This is a genomic window from Bradyrhizobium sp. S3.2.6, assembly GCF_040546885.1.
Lineage (GTDB): Bacteria > Pseudomonadota > Alphaproteobacteria > Rhizobiales > Xanthobacteraceae > Bradyrhizobium > Bradyrhizobium cytisi.
This window is the reverse complement of record NZ_JBEPOS010000011.1, coordinates 65,739-86,319: the sequence shown is the minus strand read 5'-3', so window position 1 is coordinate 86,319 and position 20,581 is coordinate 65,739. Positions and strand designations below refer to the sequence as shown.

21 protein-coding genes and 1 other RNA gene are annotated in these 20,581 nt (G+C 64.1%); 12 read left to right on the top strand and 10 right to left on the bottom strand.

Annotated elements, in window-relative coordinates; all coding sequences use genetic code 11:
- Positions 1-5: 5 nt before the first annotated feature.
- The gene (locus tag ABID58_RS20425; RefSeq protein ID WP_354034203.1) at positions 6-251 is read left to right on the top strand and encodes a hypothetical protein; all 246 of its coding nucleotides are present in this window, start codon (positions 6-8) and stop codon (positions 249-251) included.
- Positions 252-606: 355 nt separating this feature from the next.
- Positions 607-2,289 carry a di-heme-cytochrome C peroxidase gene (locus ABID58_RS20420; RefSeq protein ID WP_354034200.1) on the top strand — a complete coding sequence of 561 codons (1,683 nt, stop codon included), beginning with the start codon at positions 607-609 and terminating at the stop codon, positions 2,287-2,289.
- 9 nt (positions 2,290-2,298) lie between these two features.
- On the opposite strand, the gene ABID58_RS20415 is transcribed toward ABID58_RS20420, so the two are convergent.
- Complete coding sequence (locus ABID58_RS20415; RefSeq protein WP_354034198.1) at positions 2,299-3,138, bottom strand: class I SAM-dependent methyltransferase; 840 nt, start codon at positions 3,136-3,138, stop codon at positions 2,299-2,301.
- Positions 3,139-3,299: 161 nt separating this feature from the next.
- Here ABID58_RS20415 and ABID58_RS20410 point away from each other — a divergent pair, with 161 nt between their 5' ends.
- Together ABID58_RS20410 and ABID58_RS20405 are read left to right on the top strand one after the other, a co-directional pair.
- Entirely contained in the window at positions 3,300-6,683 is a 3,384-nt protein-coding gene (locus ABID58_RS20410; RefSeq protein WP_354034197.1) for an AAA family ATPase, read from the top strand.
- Positions 6,662-7,210, top strand: a complete 549-nt coding sequence (locus tag ABID58_RS20405; protein WP_354034195.1) for a sterol desaturase family protein — start codon at positions 6,662-6,664, stop codon at positions 7,208-7,210. The genes ABID58_RS20410 and ABID58_RS20405 overlap by 22 nt, the downstream gene beginning before the upstream one ends.
- A 34-nt stretch (positions 7,211-7,244) precedes the next feature.
- Here the strand turns inward: ABID58_RS20405 and ABID58_RS20400 are convergent, their stop codons facing one another.
- Positions 7,245-7,607 (bottom strand): hypothetical protein, encoded by a 363-nt coding sequence (locus tag ABID58_RS20400; RefSeq protein WP_354034193.1) that lies wholly within the window; start codon positions 7,605-7,607, stop codon positions 7,245-7,247.
- Positions 7,608-7,866: 259 nt separating this feature from the next.
- Here ABID58_RS20400 and ABID58_RS20395 point away from each other — a divergent pair, with 259 nt between their 5' ends.
- Positions 7,867-8,130, top strand: coding sequence for a cupin domain-containing protein (locus tag ABID58_RS20395; RefSeq protein WP_354034192.1), 264 nt, complete (start codon positions 7,867-7,869; stop codon positions 8,128-8,130).
- A gap of 100 nt (positions 8,131-8,230) precedes the next feature.
- Here the strand turns inward: ABID58_RS20395 and ABID58_RS20390 are convergent, their stop codons facing one another.
- Positions 8,231-8,464: a hypothetical protein gene (locus ABID58_RS20390; protein ID WP_148754159.1), complete on the bottom strand. Its 234-nt coding sequence runs from the start codon at positions 8,462-8,464 to the stop codon at positions 8,231-8,233.
- Between the two features lie 54 nt (positions 8,465-8,518).
- Here ABID58_RS20390 and ABID58_RS20385 point away from each other — a divergent pair, with 54 nt between their 5' ends.
- Complete coding sequence (locus ABID58_RS20385; protein ID WP_347340243.1) at positions 8,519-9,055, top strand: response regulator; 537 nt, start codon at positions 8,519-8,521, stop codon at positions 9,053-9,055.
- 316 nt (positions 9,056-9,371) lie between these two features.
- Here ABID58_RS20385 and feoB read toward each other — a convergent pair whose 3' ends face one another.
- The 7 genes from feoB to ssrA form a co-directional block, all read right to left on the bottom strand.
- Positions 9,372-11,243, bottom strand: coding sequence for a ferrous iron transporter B (gene feoB, locus ABID58_RS20380; protein WP_148754160.1), 1,872 nt, complete (start codon positions 11,241-11,243; stop codon positions 9,372-9,374).
- Between the two features lie 24 nt (positions 11,244-11,267).
- Positions 11,268-11,543: a FeoA family protein gene (locus tag ABID58_RS20375; protein WP_148754161.1), complete on the bottom strand. Its 276-nt coding sequence runs from the start codon at positions 11,541-11,543 to the stop codon at positions 11,268-11,270.
- 113 nt (positions 11,544-11,656) lie between these two features.
- Positions 11,657-11,911 (bottom strand): ribbon-helix-helix domain-containing protein, encoded by a 255-nt coding sequence (locus tag ABID58_RS20370; RefSeq protein ID WP_092228351.1) that lies wholly within the window; start codon positions 11,909-11,911, stop codon positions 11,657-11,659.
- Complete coding sequence (locus ABID58_RS20365; RefSeq protein ID WP_354034190.1) at positions 11,908-12,096, bottom strand: DUF4169 family protein; 189 nt, start codon at positions 12,094-12,096, stop codon at positions 11,908-11,910. The genes ABID58_RS20370 and ABID58_RS20365 overlap by 4 nt, the downstream gene beginning before the upstream one ends.
- 279 nt (positions 12,097-12,375) lie before the next feature.
- Positions 12,376-13,809 (bottom strand): class II fumarate hydratase, encoded by a 1,434-nt coding sequence (fumC, locus tag ABID58_RS20360; RefSeq protein WP_354034188.1) that lies wholly within the window; start codon positions 13,807-13,809, stop codon positions 12,376-12,378.
- Between the two features lie 88 nt (positions 13,810-13,897).
- On the bottom strand, positions 13,898-14,416 hold the full coding sequence (locus ABID58_RS20355; RefSeq protein WP_354034187.1) for an SspB family protein: 519 nt from the start codon (positions 14,414-14,416) through the stop codon (positions 13,898-13,900).
- Positions 14,417-14,530: 114 nt separating this feature from the next.
- Positions 14,531-14,906: a transfer-messenger RNA gene (ssrA, locus tag ABID58_RS20350) on the bottom strand.
- 84 nt (positions 14,907-14,990) lie between these two features.
- Between ssrA and ABID58_RS20345 the strand changes: the two genes are divergently transcribed.
- The 6 genes from ABID58_RS20345 to ABID58_RS20320 all read left to right on the top strand — a co-directional run bounded on the left by ABID58_RS20345 (position 14,991) and on the right by ABID58_RS20320 (position 20,579).
- The gene (locus ABID58_RS20345; protein WP_354034185.1) at positions 14,991-15,599 is read left to right on the top strand and encodes a chromate transporter; all 609 of its coding nucleotides are present in this window, start codon (positions 14,991-14,993) and stop codon (positions 15,597-15,599) included.
- Entirely contained in the window at positions 15,596-16,126 is a 531-nt protein-coding gene (locus ABID58_RS20340) for a chromate transporter (RefSeq protein ID WP_148754167.1), read from the top strand. Before ABID58_RS20345 ends, ABID58_RS20340 begins: the two co-directional genes overlap by 4 nt.
- 95 nt (positions 16,127-16,221) lie before the next feature.
- Entirely contained in the window at positions 16,222-16,983 is a 762-nt protein-coding gene (locus ABID58_RS20335) for a tripartite tricarboxylate transporter TctB family protein (protein ID WP_354034183.1), read from the top strand.
- A 7-nt stretch (positions 16,984-16,990) separates the two neighbouring features.
- On the top strand, positions 16,991-18,505 hold the full coding sequence (locus ABID58_RS20330) for a tripartite tricarboxylate transporter permease (RefSeq protein WP_148754169.1): 1,515 nt from the start codon (positions 16,991-16,993) through the stop codon (positions 18,503-18,505).
- A 124-nt stretch (positions 18,506-18,629) separates the two neighbouring features.
- Positions 18,630-19,613, top strand: a complete 984-nt coding sequence (locus ABID58_RS20325) for a tripartite tricarboxylate transporter substrate binding protein BugD (RefSeq protein ID WP_354034182.1) — start codon at positions 18,630-18,632, stop codon at positions 19,611-19,613.
- Positions 19,614-19,784: 171 nt separating this feature from the next.
- Positions 19,785-20,579, top strand: coding sequence for a thymidylate synthase (locus ABID58_RS20320; protein ID WP_354034180.1), 795 nt, complete (start codon positions 19,785-19,787; stop codon positions 20,577-20,579).
- The last annotated feature ends 2 nt before the right edge of the window (positions 20,580-20,581 follow it).

Sequence of the window (20,581 nt, the reverse complement as noted above, 5' to 3'; positions counted from 1 at the left end):
TTGCAATGTTGCCTCAATTCGGCACCGCAGTTCGCAAGACCAAGAGCCTCACCAAGAACCTCGCCGCCGAGACCGGCGGATCGGCTCCGGAGAAGGCCACGGTCGACGCCGCATGGCTCGTGCTGGAAGCCGCCAACGATCTCGGCGACCACGCCGCGATCGAAGCCAGCCGCCGCGTCATCGACGCCGAGCTGAACGGCAAGGTCGCCGCCAGCGCGGATACCGATCTCGTGCTGGGTTATTTCCGGTAACGGCGCGGAAACCGCAGTATCGCGCTTCCCGGCAGCGCGTCCTGATGCCCATCTCTACCTTTGCGCTTATATCTGACATGATGTAGCCTGCACTTGCGGGCGCCGGAAGTGCAGCCGCAGGCAATGGGGTTCGGAGCGGTCGCTATGGGGCGGCGTGTCTTCCTTGCTGGTGGTACGGCACGACCGCATGCGCTCGCTGCGCATTGTCATTTGCTCGAAAATATCTGGAACACGAAATTATCTGGAAGGCCTCCGGTGCTGCGCGTAGCGCCATCGGTGGCGCACGATTGCTGATTGCCATGTAGCGACGGCATTCACGCCGTCATGATTGAGCGCTTCACAATAATTGGAGCCAATGATGAAATTTGATGTGCGCGTACCGTTGATTGCCGTCGCCACCCTTCTTGCCGCTTTCATGGCCGCATCAGCTGAAGACAAGCCCGCGCCGGATGGTCCCGTCCATCTGCAACAGGGCTGGAGCGACGAGAGCGCCGATCGCTGGCATTTCATCTCGCAGGGAACGGCGCTGATCCCCTATGAATGGTTCGTCGCGCTGGAGCAGCCGGGGCAGCCTTCCGGCCAAACCGCGCTGATCAAGGCGCCCGAGAATTTGCAGCGTCTGGGTTTCCTCCCCGAACCCGTCAGCCCGACCAACAATCCGGATGGTCTCGCGATTGGTCTTTACAGCACCCCGGTCGACCTTCCCGACGGCAGGCACGCGTGCTGGAAAGGCAACTGGCTTGGCCTCGGCTGTGCCGGCTGTCATACCGGGCAAGTCAGCTACCGCGGCCAGCAGATCCGCATCGAGGGCGGTCCTTCCCACATCGATATCGACGCGTTCGTCGGACAGCTGGTCGGATCCATTACCGCGGTCCTGCAGAATCAGGACGGGGCCGGACAGCGCTTCATGGCGCGGGTGAAGGCGCCCCCTGCCGATGTGCAGAGCGGATTGCAATGCTTCGGCGGCGTCTTGCAGGCGGCCGCGAAGTTCAACCAGGACGTCGGTGGAAACTCCGGCGATACGGCGGGCGGGGCGGGCAGGCTGGACGCGCACGGCGCCGGCTTGAACCAGCTTCTCGCCGGACCCTTCAGGCTGATGACCGACCCGTCGGACACCGGCGAGACCAGGAATTATGCGCACCTGACCGCGCCGGTGCGATATCCGGCGCTGTGGGACACGCCGCGCTTCAACTGGGTGCTGTACAACGCCTCGATCCGTCAGCCGCTGACGCGCAACATCGTCGAGGCGCTCGGTGTGCTCGCGCCGATCAAGCATGACGCGACGATGCTCACGCCCGACGTGATGCATGGGGTCCAGATGGAGAATGTCGTCTGGGGGCAGCGGAAGCTGATGGATCTGCGCTCGCCGCGCTGGCCGGAAGCCATTCTCGGTGGACTTGACCAGAAGCGGGCGCTGCGCGGCCAGCTCGTCTATGTCAGCGCGTGCGCGAATTGCCACGATGCCGCCCCTGTCGAAGCGGCTTCCGGGGCCTGCAGCGAGATCCAGGTCCCGCTGGTCGATCTCCGCAAGATCGGCACCGATCCCGAGCAGGCGACGACGTTCAACAGCCGCAAGATCGCGCTGTCGAAGATCGGTGGTCCGGACGCGATGTCCAACTACAAGGCCGCCGAGGTTCTCACCGGAAACATCGCCGCGCAATGGATCGGTCGGTCCAAGGATAACGCGGCCAGCGCCGCCGAGATCAATTGCGGCCGTCCAAACCAGTACAGGGCGCCGCTCGCATACCGGGCAAGGCCGCTCAACGGCATCTGGGCGACGGCGCCCTATCTGCACAACGGCTCGGTGCCGTCGTTGAACGACCTTTTGCTACCGCCAGGGCAGCGGCCGAAGACCTTCTATGTCGGCAATTGGGAGTTCAATCCGGACATCGTGGGATACGACATGAAGGCCGAGATGCCGGGCGCGTTCCTGTTCGATACGACCGTACGCGGTAACTCGAATGCCGGGCACGTTTACGGAACGGATCTGACCGAGGATGATCGCAAGGCACTGATCGAATATCTCAAGACGCTCTGAGCGGGCGCTTTAGTCCTTGCGGCAGGTGAAGCAATAATAAGGACAAGTGCCCTCGGCGAAGGACGCATGCAGCTGCGTGCCCGGAATGCCGGCGAACTCGTGCGACACGCCGAGCAGCACCCGCGGCACGATCTCGTCCGCCAGCGCCGTTCGCCGCGCGCCGTCGAGCTCCAGCGCGCGCGCCACATTGGCGGTGATGTCGTCCTCACGAACGAGGCGCAAGCGCGACCGGACCAGGGACTCGCGCGGATACACGTCCTTCGACCGGTCTTCGAAGCACGCCATCAGAAAAGCACCGCCCGGCCTGAGCACGCGGTGGACCTCCTCCAGAAAGCGTCCCATGTCGCCATAATGCTGCGCACTCTCGACGTTGACCACGACGTCGAAACTCTCGTCCGCGAACGGCAGGCTGAGCGCATCCCCGACGCGGAATGCGAGATTGTCCTGGCCCGCATAGCGCGCCTTGCTGAAGCGGATCGCCGGCTTGCAGATGTCGAGCCCGGTATAGCTCTTCGGATGGAGGTACCGCGCGATGTAGGACGCGCCGCCGCCGCGGCCGCTTCCGACCTCAAGCACATCCTTGCCCTCGATTGCGGACCCCGACGCCACGTGATGATAGAGCTGGATCGCGTAGCGATCGGGCTCATCGGCGGCTTGCAGCGCGACCCGCTCGCCGTTCAGCGAGGCATAGCCGTAGTTGAGGAATCGGATCGCGGCGTCCCTGTCGAGGTTGCTCAGCAGCGAGTACCAGGCGTTGGTGAAAAGCTGGCGCGCCGCGCGCGAATAAAACAGTTTCACGACGGCCGAATGGATCGGGTTTGCCGCTGTCGGATACGGATCCTGCTTCACGGATGAATACTCTCGCGCGAAAATGGGGAACGCTTCCACCATAAAGCATGAGCCAAGGCCCTCAATGCGTCAACAATGGCGACGCTTGCCTGCCACGATTGACTTCATTCCGAGGGGGGATATACTTTAGGTTTAGTACAATTGATGCTGGACTCCGCGCGATGACTGGGCAGGTTGCTGCCTGGTTGGAGAAGGTCGGCCTCCCTCAATACCTGAAGTCCTTTTCCGACCACGGCATTGATTTCGACATCCTTTCCGAGATTACGGATCGCGATCTCGCGACCATGGGCGTCGTGCTGGGGCACCGGCGCAGGCTGTTGCGTTCGATTGTCGAGCTCGACGTTCCGAAGGCGCGTCTGCTCGCACCGAAGATCGACGCGGGCGCGGAGCGCCGGCAACTCACGATCATGTTCTGCGACCTCGTCGGCTCGACTGCATTGTCGCAGCAGTTCGATCCCGAGGAGATGCGCGAGATCCTGCAAGCCTATCGCGAGGCCGCGACCGCGATCATCGCGCGCTATGACGGCATCGTCTCGCGATTGGTGGGCGACGGCATCCTGTCCTATTTCGGCTATCCGTCGGCCCATGAGGACGACGCCGAGCGCGCGGTCCGCGCCGGGCTCGAGATCACCGCCGCAGTCCGGGCCATCGCCGTGCAGCCGGGCTTGCGGCTGGAGGTCAGGATCGGCATCGCCACCGGACTGGTCGTCGTCGGTGATCTCTTCGCAAAAGGCGCCTCGAGCCGGCTCGAGGTGATCGGCGAGACACCCAACCTCGCGGCGCGGATGCAGGCCTTCGCCGAACCGGGCACCGTCATCATCGCGTCCTCGACGCGCCGGCTGCTCGGCAATCTGTTCGAGCTGCGCGCGCTCGGCACGCGCACGATCAAGGGATTCAGCGAGGCGACCGAAGTCTGGGCGGTGGACCGTCCATCGCCGCTCGGGAGCCGCTTCGAAGCCTACCGCTCCGCAGGCCTCGCCGGGTTCGTCGGCCGCGAGCACGAGCTCGACCGGCTGGCCGAGTGCAAGCAGCGGGCCTGGCGCGGCCAGGGCCAGGTCGTGCTGATCTCCGGCGAGCCCGGCATCGGCAAGTCGCGGCTCGCGGCGCATTTCCTCAATGAGCGGATCGCGGCGGAGCCGCACATCCGGTTGCGCTATCAGTGCTCGCCGCATCATCGCGCCAGTGCGCTCTATCCTGTCATCGCGCAGCTGCAGCGGGCCGCGAAGCTCGGCGCCGGCGACAGCAATGCACAGCGGCTGCGCAAGCTGGAAGCGCTGCTCGGGCGCACTGATCTGAAGACGCCGACGTTGGTGCCGCTGTTTGCGGACCTGCTCTCGATTGCCACCGACGGACGCTATCCGCCGCTCGACTGGACGCCACAGCAGCTGCGGCGCAACACGCTTGCCGCGTTGATCCAGCGCTTGCAGCGCCTGTGCGCCGAGGCTCCGGTGGTCTGCATCGTCGAGGATCTGCATTGGGCCGACGCGACCTCGCTCGAGCTGCTCGGGCTCGCGGTCAGGCTTGCCGACCAGCTTCGCCTGCTGCTCGTGCTGACGTTCCGCGACGAATTCGCGCTGCCATGGATGGGCCCGGCGAATCTGACGACGCTGGAGCTCGGACGCCTCAAGGAGACCGACGTCCAGCGCATGATCGCCGAGGTGATCGGAAGCCGCGCGGTCCCCTCCGAGCTGGTCACGCAGATCGCGACCCGGACCGACGGCATCCCGTTGTTCGTCGAGGAGCTGACGCGCACGGTGCTGGAGATGGGCGTTCTCGAAAAGGGGGCGGGGGGCCGCTACAGGATGGCCGGCAGCCTGCCGCGCCTGTCGATCCCCGCGACGCTCCAGGATTCGCTGATGGCGCGGCTCGACCGCCTCGGGCCCGCAAAGGAGGTCGCGCAGGTCAGCGCCGTCATCGGCCGCGAATTCTCCGACGTGCTGCTGCGTGCGATCTCGGACAAGGACGATGCGGAGCTCGATGCCCGGCTCGCCCAGCTCGAAGCCGCCGAGTTGATTTTCCGCAGCGGGGCCGCCCCCGAAGCCGTCTATACGTTCCAGCATGCGCTGGTGCAGGACACTGCCTATGAGAGCCTGCTCAGGAGCAGCCGGCGGCGATTGCACGAGCGGATCGCAGCCGTGCTCCAGGAGAAATTCCCGGATGCCGCCGCAGCAGCGCCCGAAATCGCCGCGCATCATCTCACGCAGGCCGGTCTCGTCGAGGACGCCGTCGAGTGGTGGGGCAAGGCCGGCGATCGCGCGCTGCGCAGCTCGGCCTATCCCGAGGCGATCGCGCATCTGACCAAGGCTATCGGTCTTGCCGAAGGCTTGAGCGAAAGCCCGGCCGGGCAGAGCCGCCGGCTGCAATTGCAGATCGCCTATGGCAACGCGCTGATCGCGACACGCGGCTATGGCGCGCCGGAGACGTCGGTCGCGTTCGCACGCGCCCGGGAGCTCGCGTCCAGCCTCAAGGGCGCGCCCGAGCGCTTCGCCGCCACCTACGGCCTGTGGGTCGGAAGCCTCGTTCGCAGCGAGCTCGGATCGATGCAGGAGCTCGCGCAGGCATTCCTGCACGATACCGCTGACCGCCCCGATGCGCCGGAGGCGGGAGTCGCGCATCGCGTCTGCGGCATGACGCGCTGGTTCGAGGGCAATTTCGTCGATGCCAGGCAGCATCTCGAGCAGGCGCTCGCGATTGACCGCGACGAGCACGATCGCAATCTGGCCTTCCTGTACGGCCACGATTGCGGGATCGCTGCGGCGATCTACCTCGCGCTGGTGCTGTGGCCGCTCGGCGAAGTCGATCGCGCCGAGCAACTGGCGCAGCAGGCGATCCGCCGCGCGGCCGATAGCGGCCATGTCGCGACGATGGTCTACACGCATTTCCACAAGATCGTGCTCGAGGCGGTGCGCGGCAACCCTGAAGGCGCCAGGCCGCATGTCGATGCAGTGATCGAGCTCAGCCGCGAGCACGGACTTCTGCTCTACACGCGAGCCGGTAAATTCTGGAACGGCTGGATCCGTTGCCGTCTCGGCGAGCGTGCGGCCGGGCTCCGGGAGATGGAGGACTCCATCGCGCTGCCGCTGGTCGGAAAAATGGCGACCGGGCTCTACGTGCCCTTGACCTGGACGCTGCTCGCGGAGGCCAAGGCCGGCGAAGGACAGTTCGACGAGGCGCTCGCGATTCTCGACGAACAGCTCGTCGAGGTGGAGCGGACCGGACAGGAATGGTTCACCCCGGAAATCCAGCGCCGGCGCGGCGAGCTGCTGCTGCGCAAGGATCCCATCGATATCGTCGCCGCGGAGGCGGCGTTCACGCGGGCCATCGAGGCCGCGCGGGCGCAGCAGACCGCGACGTACGAGCTGCGCGCAGCCCTTTCGCTTGCCAGGCTGTATCAGGCGAGCGGAACGGATGCGCAGGCGCGGAGCGTCCTCGGTCCGGTGATCGGGATGTTCGCCAACGCACAGGAGTTGCCGGAGATTTTCGAAGCACGGGCGGCCATGGAGCGTTCCAGCAAGACCAGCCCATGCGCAAACCCATGCGACTGAAAAAGTTCTTGTACTTTGCCGATTTCGTCTTCTATCCGCTGGCAAGTGCCGCGCTGGTCGCGGTCGCTTTGCTCTTGCGGGAGCCGCTGCGCTGGGACGAAGCGGCGATCGGTTTCGCAAGCGGGCTGTTGCTCTGGAGCCTCGCCGAATACGTCATTCACCGGTTCGCCCTGCATGGTCCGGCCTATCTGGCCGCCTTGCACGACATGCACCATTCCGATCCGCGCGCATTGGTCGGCTCGCCGCTGTGGCTGAGCCTGGGATCGATCTGTTGCGGATCGCTGCTGCCGATATGGCTGCTGGTCGGGTTTGGCAGCGCCTGCACCGTCACGGCGGGGCTGATGCTGGGCTACATCTATTTCGGTGCGCTTCACCATATCATCCATCATCACCCCGTGAAGCGCGGCGGCTATCTCTGGCGCCTGAAGCGCCGCCATACGCGCCATCACTATGGCAAGCGGCCGTGCAATTTCGGCGTGGTCACCAGCATGTGGGATCGCGTCTTCGGAACGTTTTGTTCTGAATAGCCGGCTCGATCCTGATTGAATTGCGACGGACGGATCAGCCGCAATTCCAGATCGCGCCGATCGGCGTCCGGGTCCAGCACGGACCGAAGCTGCCGCCATTGTAGCGGGAGCCGCCGAAGCCGGGCCGGCCGAAATAGTGCCATTCGCCGTCAATGTAGCGGTAATAGCTCGGCACGGGATCGATATACCAGGGGCGCTGGTTCTCGCGCGCGTAGCGACGAAAGCCGTTCTTCTGCATGAAGATCGGCTGGCTGTTGCTGAGCGGCTGGCGATAGCCCGGCAGGAAACCGTAGCCATGCCAGCTTTGCTTGGGCTTTTTGGGCGCCGACGCCGCGGGCGCAACGACCGGCAGCAGCGACAGGATGGCAGCAACAAATAGACATAGAATGCGCGACATGTACCGACCATAGACAGTCGATTGCGGGAACGCCATTCAAATTCGAGTGGGACTGTTCCTGTCATTCGCGCGGGGATTTATAGAGAACTACCGTGCGCGCAGCCGGACCTTTGCCGGGCTGCGTTCAAATCTGAGGCCGACGAAAAGGTGCTGTATGGCTGAACGTCCAGACGCTCACGCAAGCGCGCCACTAGCAGGCTTTGCCGGTGTCACGCGCAAAATTCTCGAACGCCTTCCATTGCCTGGCAATCAGGAGCTCATGGTCGTCGAGGTCACCTATCCGCCCGGCGGCGTCGCTCCGCTTCACCGCCATCCCGTTGCAGGCGCGATCTACATCGTCGAAGGCGTTGCCGAGTCCGCTTATGGCAGCGACGCGCCCCGGCAGTATCGCGCGGGGGAGACGCTGCAGGACCGCGCGGATCTTCCACATACGCACTTTCGCAATTGCGACCCGGACCGTCCGCTCCGCTTTCTGACGATCTATGTGCTTGAACCCGGGCGGCCCTACACGCTGGAGCCGTGAAGCGTCGCGCCGTTCTCGGCGGAACTGACAGCTGTTCCGCATCAGATACAAAAAGGCCTCGCCGAAGCGAGGCCTCCTCGTTGCACCGTGCTGGCATGACTTAATCGTCATCCCAGTGATGGCGACGGATCACGAAGCCGCGGTCGTAGTCGCGATCGTGGTGGTACCAGCCATGATGCCAGCCGCGGTCATGCTCGTAGAAGCGTGCGCGCGGGCCATAATAATCGTCGCGGTCGCCGCCGACATAGACGCCGACGCCACCCGCATTGGCGATGGTGGGGGCACCGATTGCAAGCGTTGCGATTGCCGCGATAGCGTAAGTCAGCTTCCTCATCTGTTCCTCCTCCTTCTGCATCGTCGAAAGGTCAACTTCTGCCGCGATCGCCTGTTGCTGGAACTGGCAAGAAACTTTCTTGAATGGCTGTTCAGGTTTCATGCGGTCTGCCGCGAGAATGCCAAACCCACGTGCTGGATTGCGCGCGAATTGGAACATGCGCCGCTTCGGATAACCGGCCAGCAAAAGGCAAACATGTCGGGACAGCCTTCGATCCTGATCGTCGAGGACGAATATCTGCTTCAGGGCGTGCTCGAAATGGCGCTGGCGCAGGCTGGCTTTACGTCCGACATCCTCGCCTCCGGCGAGGAGGCGATCACGGTGTTCATAGCGCGCGGAAAAAATCACAAGGCGCTCGTGACTGATGTCTATCTGGGCGGCAAGCTGAACGGCTGGGATCTGGCCCGGCGCATGCGAGAGAAGGATCCAAACCTTCCGGTCGTGTACATCACGAGCGGCGCTGACGCTGCATTGTGGAAGTCACAGGGCGTGCCCAACAGCGTGCTGCTCGAAAAGCCGTTTCAGCCCGAGCGGCTCGTGGCGGCCCTCATGACGCTGCGAGCTGCCGGCGATTCGAGTATCACCGCCTGATACGGTAGATCACGACATCCTCGCCATATCGATGAAGATTGATGATGGCATCGTGCGCCTGTTTTGCCCGACGGGTCAAGCGCCGCGTAATCCGTAGCGCGCATCGAGTGCATAGGATGGATAGAGCTCTTGCGAAACCCATCGTTGCCTCCGAGCTGAAGCGTGATGGGTTTCGCTTTCGCTCTACCCATCCTACCGGCTACGTCTATTTCTTCGGACGCATCAACGGCTTCGCAAAAGCCACCGGATAACATCCCGGCGCCCCCAATCTACTGTGCATGGGGTTGTTTTCGCCATTTCAGTTTCGAGTGGGACGCTAGCCGGCCCCTAACGCGACCGCGACGTTGTAGGTCAGGAGGCTCGCCGCATAAGCCAGCACCAGCATGTAGGCGAAGGTCGCCGCCATCCAGCCCCAGCTTCCGGTCTCGCGCCGGATCACGGCGAGCGTCGAGGCGCATTGCGGGGCGAAGATGTACCAGGCGAGCATCGACAGCGCGGTCGCGAGCGACCATTTCGTTGCCAGCACCTGGCCGATCTGCTCGGCCGCTTCCTTGCCGCCTTCGATCGCATAGACGGTGCCGAGTGCGGCGACCGCGACCTCGCGCGCCGCCATGCCCGGGATCAGCGCCACCGCGATCTGCCAGTTGAAGCCGACCGGGGCGAGCAGCGGCGCGAGCGCCTTGCCGATGATGGCGGCCAGGCTGAAATCGATCGCGGGCTCGGTCGCGCCCGCGGGCGGCTGCGGGAACGAGGCCAGAAACCAGATCAGCACCATCATCGAGAAGATCGTGGTGCCGGCGCGCTGCAGGAACATCTTTGCGCGGGTGAAGATGCCGATCGCGATCGATTTCAATCTCGGCATCTTGTAGTCCGGCAGCTCCAGCATGAAGGGCGCCGGCGCGTAGTCGCGCAGCATGAAGAACTTGATCACGAACGAGACGATCAGCGCGCTGGCGATGCCGGCCGTATAGAGCCCGAACATCACGAGGCCCTGCAGGTTGATGAAGCCCCAGACGTCCTTGGCCGGAATGAAGGCGGAGATGATCAGCGTGTAGACCGGGATGCGCGCCGAGCAGGTCATCAGCGGCGCGATCAGGATCGTGGTCAGCCGGTCGCGCTTGTTGTCGATGACGCGCGTCGCCATGATGCCGGGGATGGCGCAGGCAAAGCTCGATAGCAGCGGAATGAAAGCGCGGCCGTGCAGGCCGGCGCCGCCCATGATGCGGTCCATCAGGAACGCCGCGCGCGCCATGTAGCCGAAATCTTCCAGCAGCAGGATGAACAGGAAGATGATGATGATCTGCGGCAGGAACACGATGACGCTGCCGACGCCGGAGATCACGCCGTTCTGCAGGAAGCTTTGCACCAGGCCCTCGGGCAGGGTGGCGTGGACGATGTCGCCGAGCGCGTCGAAGCCCGATTGCAGCAGCTCCATCAGCGGCTGCGCCCAGGCGAACACTGCCTGGAACATCACGAACAGGATGAGCGCGAGCACGATGAGGCCGCCGACCGGATGGAGCACGATCGCGTCGATCCGCGCGGTCCAGGTGTCGGGGCTAGCAGGCAGGCTGACGCAGTCCGAGATGATGCGATCGGCCTCGCGCTGGGTGGCGCGCAACTCGGCGACGCTGAGTGCGCGCCAGCTGTTCTCGGCAGGTTCGGCCGCGAGCTTCGCCGAGATCTCGTCGGTCAGCGCCAACAGGTCGGCCGTGCCGCCCTTGCGCACCGCGATCGAGGTGACCACGGGCACGCCGAGCTCCTTGGCGAGCCGCTCGACGTCGACCGAGATGCCGCGGCGGCTCGCGATGTCGAACATGTTGAGCACGAGGATCATCGGCCGTCCGGTGCGCTTCAGCTCGAGCAGCAGGCGGATGGTCAGGCGCAGATTGGTCGAGTCCGCCACGCACAGCACGAGGTCCGGCAAGGTCTCGCCGGAGGCCTTGCCGAGCACGAAATCGCGGGTGATCTCCTCGTCCGGGCTGCGGCCGCGCAGCGAATAGGTGCCGGGCAGGTCGACGACGGAGACCTGGCGGCCCTGCGGGGTGACGAAAAAACCTTCCTTGCGCTCGACGGTGACGCCCGGATAGTTCGCCACCTTCTGCCGGCTGCCGGTCAGGGCATTGAACAGCGAGGTCTTGCCGCTGTTTGGCGTGCCGACCAGGGCGAGATGCAGAAGGGGTAATTCCATGGGATCGGATGTCCGGTCGCGATCTCAGGCGACGATGATGGCCATGGCTTCGCGGCGGCGCACCGCGATGGTGATGTTGTCGACACGAACGGCGATCGGGTCGCGTCCGACCAGCCCCTCGTGCAGGACCTCCACCCTGGCCCCCTCGACGAAGCCGAGCTCGATCAGCCGGCTCTCGAGCTCGATGTCGGAGAGAGCCGAGCCGGCGTCCTTGGCGGAGAGGTGCTGGATGACGCCGGTATAGCCGCGCTTGGCCAGGCCCAGCGGCATCTCGCGGCGCGTATCATGGGTGTCGGTCATGCCCTGTATTTTCAACGCAGGGCATTGAGGTCAAGCGCGCACGCTCGTCGAAACTGCACCTTAGAGGGATTTTAAAGTGCAGATCACGAAGCCGTGGGCGGAACGCCCCGGCGCTACTGCGCCGGGACCTTTTCCTGCTGGATGGCGGCCATGGCGCGGCTCTTGAAGTAGTCGAGCACGAACAGGCGGATCGCCGAGGACAGATTGCCCTGCTGGCGGGCGCCGTCGATTTCGCCGACGAGCTCGGACAGCGTCATGTTGCGCAGGCCGGAGATCTCCTTCATGCCGTTCCAGAACGCCTCTTCCAGGCTGACGCTGGTCTTGTGGCCAGCGACCACGATCGAACGCTTCACGACGGGCGATTTCATGGCTGCTCCTCGCGATCGATCCGGTGCTGGTCCAGATGCTCCTTCGCCTGGTCCGCGCGGGTCTCCTCCGCCGACCGCTCCGCCTTCGTGCGGCCGAACTTCGTTCGGTTGGCGTCCGCCTGCTTCGCCGAGGCTTCCCGCTCGGCGCGCTTCCGGAAACGATTCAGGTTGATGACGTTCCCCATGCCGCGTCTCCATCACCCGCTCCTCTTCAGGTTGGATGAAATTTCCAGAAACAGGGCGCCGCGTTGCGCCTCGCAAGACTTGATCGTCATTCGCTCGTCCTCGTCAATCGGCCTCTAGGGGCCATCAAACGATGAATTCCGCCCCGTCAGGGGCAGCGGGGCTTTGCGTAGGACGCGCCCCAATGCCACATTGACGGTAATCAAATCCTGTCCTTTAAGCCTTATAATTATGAGCCTTGGGGCTCCGTATCATTACGGATGACTGTCGGAATTCGGAATTCATCCAGGCCGCGTCATCTTCTCCGGCTGCACCAGGCGGTCGAATTCATCCGCCGAGACGAAGCCGAGCCGCAGCGCTTCCTCCTTTAGCGTGGTGCCGTTGGCATGCGCGGTCTTGGCAACCTTGGCTGCGTTGTCGTAGCCGATCTTCGGCGCGAGCGCGGTCACCAGCATCAGCGAACGCTCCATCAGATCCTTGATGTGCTTCTGGTCGGCACGGATGCCGCTGACGCAATGCTCGGTGAATGAGCGCGCGGCGTCCGCCATCAGGCGGATCGAGTGCAGCATGTTGTAGGCGAGCACGGGCTTGTAGACGTTGAGCTCGAAATGGCCCTGGCTGCCGGCGACCGTGATCGCGGTGTGATTGCCGAACACCTGGCAGCACACCATGGTCATTGCCTCGCATTGGGTCGGATTGACCTTGCCAGGCATGATCGATGAGCCCGGCTCGTTCTCCGGCAGGATCAATTCGCCGAGGCCCGAGCGCGGACCCGATCCGAGCAGGCGGATGTCGTTGGCGATCTTGAACAGGCCTGTCGCGACGGAATTGATGGCGCCGTGCGCCAGCACATAGGCATCGTTCGAGGCCAGCGCCTCGAATTTGTTGGCGGCGCTGGTGAAGGGAAGTTTCGTGATCCCGGCGACGTGCTTTGCAAACAGCTTTGCGAAGCGCGGCTTGGAGTTGAGGCCGGTGCCGACGGCGGTGCCGCCCTGAGCCAGCGGATAGAGGTCCTTCACCGCGACCTTGAGCCGAGCGATGCCGCTCTCGACCTGCGCGGCATAGCCCGAAAATTCCTGGCCGAGCGTCAGCGGCGTCGCATCCTGGGTGTGGGTGCGGCCGATCTTCACGATCTTGGCGAACTCTTTCTCCTTGTTGCGCAGCGCGCGGTGCAGCTCGCCGAGGGCGGGGACGAGATCGGCGGTGACGCGGCTTGCGGCCGCAATGTGCATCGCGGTCGGGAAAGAGTCGTTCGACGACTGGCTCATGTTGACGTGGTCGTTGGGATGCACCGGCTTCTTGCTGCCGAGGTCGCCGCCGAGCAGCTCGTTGGCGCGGTTGGCGATGACCTCGTTGAGGTTCATGTTGCTCTGGGTACCCGAGCCGGTCTGCCACACGACAAGCGGGAAATGATCGTCGAGCTTGCCCTCGATCACCTCGTGCGCGGCGCGGATGATGGCGTTGGCGCGGCGCTTGTCGAGCAGGCCAAGGTCGAGATTCGACTGTGCGGCCGCAAGCTTGACGATGCCGAGCGCATGCACGAGCGAGATCGGCATGCGGTCGATGCCGATGCGAAAATTCTGGCGTGAGCGTTCGGTTTGCGCCCCCCAATAACGATCGGCGGGGACCTCGATGGGACCAAAACTGTCGGTCTCGATGCGGGTCGCTGGGCGGGCGGTCTTCGCGCGGGCAGCTTTGGCCATGAGCACATCCATTCTGCCGCACGAACGCCGCGCGGCCTCTTCATGTGCTCTTCTATATAGGGAGTTTGGCCGGGTGCGACGGTCTCGCGGCCAACCTGGATCATTTCTTGCGGAAACGATCGAGCCGCACGACCTCGGCGCCACCCTGGTTCGGCGGGGTCGGCTCTTCCGCGGTCTCCGCAGCTTCAGTGACCGGTGCGGGCACTGCTGCGGCTGATGGTGCCGGGGTCGCCGGCAAATTCTCGCCCGCCACCTCGGCGACATCTGAGGTGTCGAACTGGAGGCCGAACTTCACGGACGGATCGAGGAAGCTCTTGATCGCGCTGAACGGCACGATCAGTCTCTCCGGAATGCCGCCGAAGGACAGGCCGACCTCGAAGCGGTCCTCGAGCACGGTTAGATCCCAGAACTGGTGCTGGAGGATGATCGTCATCTCTTCGGGATATTGCGCGAGCAGCCGCGGCGAGATCTTCACGCCCTCGGCCTTTGATAGGAAGGTGATGAAGAAATGATGTTCGCCTGGCAGGCCATGGGCCGCGGCATCGGTCAGCACCTTGCGCAGCACGCCGCGCAGCGCATCGCGGGCCAGCACATCGTATCGGATATGATCGGTCGCCATGGTGGTCCTGTTGCATTCCAGGAGGCGGGCCCTGCCGGCCCGACTCGCCAAGCCGCAATAGTACCGCGCCTGACGGGTCAGCAGGAGTCCCCGCCGGGAAGGAAATCAGAGGTAAGTGGAGGCTTCTGTTGCCAGGTGCCTCCGAACCCCGCCTAACGGAGCTTAACCCGTTAGGACTTCAGAATGGTCTTTCAAACTGCGTTACGCAGCCTGAGCAACCGGAGCAAAGTTGTCGTTGGCAACTATTGCATAGCCCGATAACGGCGGAACAATACCGGGAAAAAGTTCGCCCTTTACGCCCTCGTCGATCCTATTTCGCCCCCGCCAAAACCCGCCTCTCGGCAGGCTGAAGCCCGAAAATCGGTGGGCTTTGGTGGAGGCGCCGGGTACCGCCCCCGGGTCCGAATGGTTTATTGCGACGACCGTTTATTTCCATAGCCGGCGAACCGGCACCCCCAATATAGGGGGCAAAGGTTTCGAAAGACAGGGGTTTGGCGCGGCCATGGCGATGTTCCCTTTGGATAGGTTCCGGACGGACTTGGCCGCAAAGAGGTCCACGTTCTAAGCTCCTGACATGTCCCCGGATTCAGCACCGGCCGCCCAAGAGCCGGATATTCCTGCCGCCGTTCATCGCCTTCCGCCGAGCCTATGGGCGCTGTTTCTGGCCTTTGCCAGGATGTCGCTGGCGGGCTTCGGCGGGGTCCTGGTGTTTGCCCGGCGGGCCATCGTCGAGCAGCACCGCTGGATGACGGCGGACGAATTCAACGAGACCTTTGCGCTCTGCCACTTCCTGCCCGGCCCCAACATCGTCAATCTGTCGATGGTGTTCGGGTCGCGGCTGCGTGGGATCGCGGGCGGCGTTGCCGCATTCGCCGGGCTGCTGTTGCCACCGACGCTGATCATGACTGTGCTCGCGATCATCTACGCCCGGTTCGGCGATGTGGATGTGCTGCGCCGCAGCCTTGCCGGCATCTCCTGCGCTGCCGTCGGCCTCCTGATCGCGGTGGTCTTCCGGATGATGACGCCGCTGCTCAAGCGGATGGATGCCGCCGCGCTGATCCTGATGCTCGCGGTGTTCACAGCCATCGGCGTGCTCTGCCTGCCGTTGCAGGCGGTGCTGCTGGTCGCGATCCCGCTCAGCATCGGCGTCACCTCACTGATGCGACGGAAGGTAGCAGCATGACCAGCGAGAACCCGATCTGGGCGCTGATCTCCATCTTTGGTCTGATGTCGCTGTTCGCGGTTGGCGGCGCGGCGGCGGCGGTGCCCGAGATGCACCGCATCGCCGTTGATGTGCATCACTGGATGACCGACAAGCAGTTCGCCGACGCCTATGCGATAGCGCAGCTCTCGCCGGGTCCCAACGTCCTTATCGTCACGCTAATCGGCTATGCCGTTGCCGGCATCCCCGGCGCGCTGGCCGCAACGCTGGCGATGTGCCTGCCGACGGCGCTGCTTGCCTATTTTGTCAGCCGGCTCCTGAACCGGCCGAGCCAATCGCGCTGGCCCGGCCTGATCCAGGCTGCACTGGTTCCGCTATCGATCGGACTGATGGCGGCGAGTGCCCTGATCCTGGCCCAATCGACCGATCGCACCATTGCTGCACTGCTTCTGACCGCGACCGTTGCCCTGATCGCCTCCGTCTCGCGCATCAATCCGCTGTGGCTTCTGCTCGCAGGGGGGCTGTTGGGTTTCGCTGGCATTGTGTGATGAAAATCGCTAGGCAATGATCCGGGCCGGGGATCCATTTTCCAGCCGATTAGAACAACAGTGCTCGTGACTTAGGAGTCGCGGAGGAGACATGCATGGCCGATACAATGGGCCACTCGGCGACAGCCACACGAAACACCTCGGTGGCGATCGGGTTCTGCCTGCTGGCGCTCGCGCCGCAGATTTTCGAGTTCATCTGGTCGATAGGAACCATCTTCGGCTGGGGCGTGGGCCGCGGCCCGGCCACCGTCGTGGTCAGCCATGCCACTGCGCTGCTCGCGGGTGCTCCCGGCGCGTTGCTCGGCGCGGTCGGTGGTGACACCAAGAAGGCGTCATCGGATGTGCTGCTGGCGCTGATCTATTCCTATCCGCTGTTCGCGGTGGCGATCCTGACGATCTTCATGACGATCAGGTCGGCACAGGACTATGTCGGCGGGATCGTTCTGATGGCGCTCGCCCTGTTCGCGCTGTGGGCCTCGAGCGATTTGCAGGGGATGCGCGGCTTCTCCTTTGGCGCAGGCACGGCGCCGCGGATGTTCGGCGGGCTGCTCGTTGCGCTTGGCGCCGGCATCGCATTGACGGGACTGTTGGCCGATGGACCGGCGATGGCGCATTACTCCTGGCGCGGGCCGCTGTTCGTGATGGCCTCGATCGTCTTCTTTGCCTTGGCGATCCGTCCGCTTGGGGTGGTGGTTTCGGCGTTCGTGAGCTTCCTGATCGCGGCGATGGGGACGCATGAGACGCGCTGGGTCGAAACGATCATCGTCGGCGCCTGCCTGACGCTCGGCTGCGCACTTCTATTCCCGTACGTGCTCGGGTTGCCGATGCCGATGTTCCCGCGTTTCCTGGCTCAGTGAGGCTGTCATGGAGCTCTTTGCCAACCTCGCTCACGGTTTTGCCGTCGCATTCTCTCCGATCAATCTGTTGATGTGCCTGATCGGCGCCCTCGTCGGCACGCTGGTCGGGGTGCTGCCGGGCATCGGCACCATCGCAACCGTCGCAATGCTGCTGCCGATCACCTTCGGACTGCCGCCGGTCGGCGCGCTGATCATGCTCGCTGGCATTTATTACGGCGCCCAGTATGGCGGCTCGACCACGTCGATCCTGGTCAACATCCCCGGCGAGGCGACATCGGTCGTCACCGCCATCGACGGCCACGCGATGGCCAAGCAGGGCCGAGCCGGCCCGGCGCTGGCGATCGCCGCCATCGGCTCGTTCTTCGCCGGCTGCGTAGCGACCGTGCTCATCGCGGTGCTCGGTGCGCCCTTGACCAAGCTCGCGCTGGCGTTCGGCCCGGCCGAATATTTCTCGCTGATGGTGCTCGGCCTGATCTTCGCGGTCGTGCTGGCCAAGGGCTCGGTGCTGAAGGCGATCGCGATGATCGTGTTCGGCCTGCTGCTGTCGATGGTCGGCTCGGACATCGAGACCGGCGCCTCGCGCATGGCCTTCAACATTCCGGAGCTTGCCGACGGTCTCGGCTTTGCGACGGTGGCGATGGGCGTGTTCGGCTTTGCCGAGATCATCCGCAACCTCGATGCCGGTGCCGAGATGAACCGCGATCTCGTGCAGCAGAAGATCACCGGCCTGATGCCGACCAAGAAGGATCTGGTCGACTCGGCGCCGGCGATCCTGCGCGGCACCGTGCTCGGCTCGATCCTCGGCATCCTGCCGGGCGGCGGCGCGGTGATTGCGTCGTTCGCTGCCTACACGCTCGAGAAGAAGCTTGCGAAGGATCCGAAGCGGTTCGGCCGCGGCGCGATCGAGGGCGTAGCGGCTCCGGAAAGCGCCAACAACGCCGCAGCGCAGACCTCCTTCATCCCGCTGCTCACTCTCGGCATCCCGCCGAACGCGGTGATGGCGCTGATGGTGGGCGCGATGACCATTCACGGCATCGTGCCGGGTCCGCAGGTGATGCAGAAGCAGCCTGATCTGGTCTGGGGCATGATCGCCTCGATGTGGATCGGCAATCTGATGCTGATCATCATCAACCTGCCGCTGGTCGGCATCTGGGTGCGGTTGTTGCGCGTTCCCTACCGGCTGATGTTCCCTTCGATCGTGATCTTCTGCGCGATCGGCATCTACTCGGTGAACAATGCGCCGGTCGACGTCATCCTCGCAGGTGTGTTCGGCTTGGTCGGCTACTGGCTGATCAAGCACGATTTCGAGCCGGCACCGCTGTTGCTCGGCATGGTGCTCGGACCGCTGATGGAAGAGAACTTGCGCCGCGCGCTGCTGATCTCGCGCGGCGACTGGACCGTGTTCCTGACGCGTCCGTTATCGGCCGTGCTGCTGGCGATCGCGGGCTTCCTGCTGGTCCTCACGGTGTTACCTTTCTTGCGGGCCAAGCGCGACGAGGTGTTCACCGAATCCGAGAACTGATCGCGCCTGCGTCGGCGCGCCGCATTCGGAAGTCCAATCGACTTGCGTGACAGCTTCGTGAAATGAGAATGCCGGCCGTGAGGCCGGCATTTTTGTGTTGCAAGGGAACGGCAAGGGGATCGAGATGACGTCTATTCGCACGCTTGCCGCGGGCACATGCGCAGCCGTGCTTGCATCGCTGTGCTCCTTTGTCGCACCGGTTCAGGCGCAGACCTATCCGACCCGCAGCATTACCATGATCGTGCCGTTCGCGGCCGGTGGCCCGACCGACGTGATCTCGCGCATCGTCACGTCGCACATGGCGCAGACGCTCGGACAAAGCATCATCATCGAGAATGCCGTCGGCGCCGGCGGCACCACTGCGACCACGCGCGCTGCGCGTGCTGGCAATGACGGCTATACGCTGATCACCGGGCATATGGGCACGCACGCCGCCTCCGTGCCGCTCTATCCGAAGCTCGCCTACCATCCCGAGAAAGACTTCGAGCCGATCGCGCTGCTGGCGGGCACGCCGATCCTGATCCTGGCGCGCAAGGATTTCCCGCCGAAGGATCTCAAGGAGTTCGTCGCTTACGTGAAAACCAACGCCGAGAAGGTGAACGCCGCGCATGCCGGCGTCGGCTCGGTCTCGCACGTGTCCTGCGAGCTGCTGCACTCCATCCTCGACATCAAGCCGGTCGGCGTGCCCTTCAACGGCACGGGGCCTGCGATGAACGCGCTGGTGGCGGGCCAGGTCGATTACATGTGCGACCAGATCGTCAACGCCGTGCCGCAGATCAATGCCGGCACCATCAAGGCCTATGCGATCGCAACGCCGGAACGCAATCCGTCGCTGCCGAACGTGCCGACGACGGCGGAAGCGGGCCTGACCACATTCCAGGCCCAGGCCTGGAACGCGATGTTCGCCCCGAAGGGAACCTCGCCCGCGATCCTGGCGAGCCTGAACGCCGCAGCCGTCAAGGCGCTCGACGACGAGACCGTGAAGAAGCGCCTGCTCGAACTCGGCAGCGTCATTCCCACCCCTGCGGAACGGACGCCGGAGGCGCTCGCTGCCCTCGTCAAATCCGAGATCGCGAAGTGGACCCCGGTGCTCAAGCCGGCAAGTTAATCAGTACAATCAAGCCGATAGGCGTGAGGCGGGACGCTAGTTCCGCCCCTTGTCGTTTGCGCCGAGAACACTCACTTTTCCGGGTATAATCGGCGAGACCAGCGAATCGCCGCTGTCGTAGCACGGGGGTGGCCGTTAAGTTTGCCGCCTTCCCCAAAGGCTCATTGGCACATGCACCAGTATCAGGACCTGCTCGAGCGGATTCTTTCAGACGGCGCCGAGAAGACCGATCGGACCGGTACCGGCACGCTGTCGGTGTTCGGCCATCAGATGCGCTTCAATCTGTCCGCCGGCTTCCCGATGCTGACCACCAAGCGGCTGCCGCTGAAGGCGATCGTGTATGAGCTGCTGTGGTTCCTGAAGGGCGACACCAACATCAAATATCTGCGCGACAACGGCGTCACCATCTGGGACGAATGGGCGGACGCCAACGGCGATCTCGGCCCGGTCTATGGCCATCAGTGGCGCTCCTGGCCGGCGCCGGACGGACGCAGCATCGATCAGATCGCCAATGTCGTCGACATGATCAAGCGCAATCCGGACTCGCGCCGCCTGATCGTCTCGGCCTGGAATCCGGCCGAGGTCGACAAGATGGCGCTGCCGCCGTGCCACTGCCTGTTCCAGTTCTACGTCGCCAACGGTAAGCTGTCCTGCCAGCTCTACCAGCGCTCGGCCGACGTTTTCCTCGGCGTGCCCTTCAACATCGCCTCTTACGCGCTGCTCACCATGATGGTGGCGCAGGTCACCGGCCTGAAGTCCGGCGACTTCGTGCATTCGTTCGGCGACACGCATCTCTATTCCAACCATTTGGAGCAGGCGCGGCTGCAGCTCACGCGCGCGCCGCGAGCGCTGCCGGTGATGCGGATCAATCCCGACGTGAAGGACATCTTCTCCTTCCGCTACGAGGATTTCGAGCTCGTCGGCTACGATCCGCATCCGCATATCAAGGCGGCAGTCGCGGTCTAGCG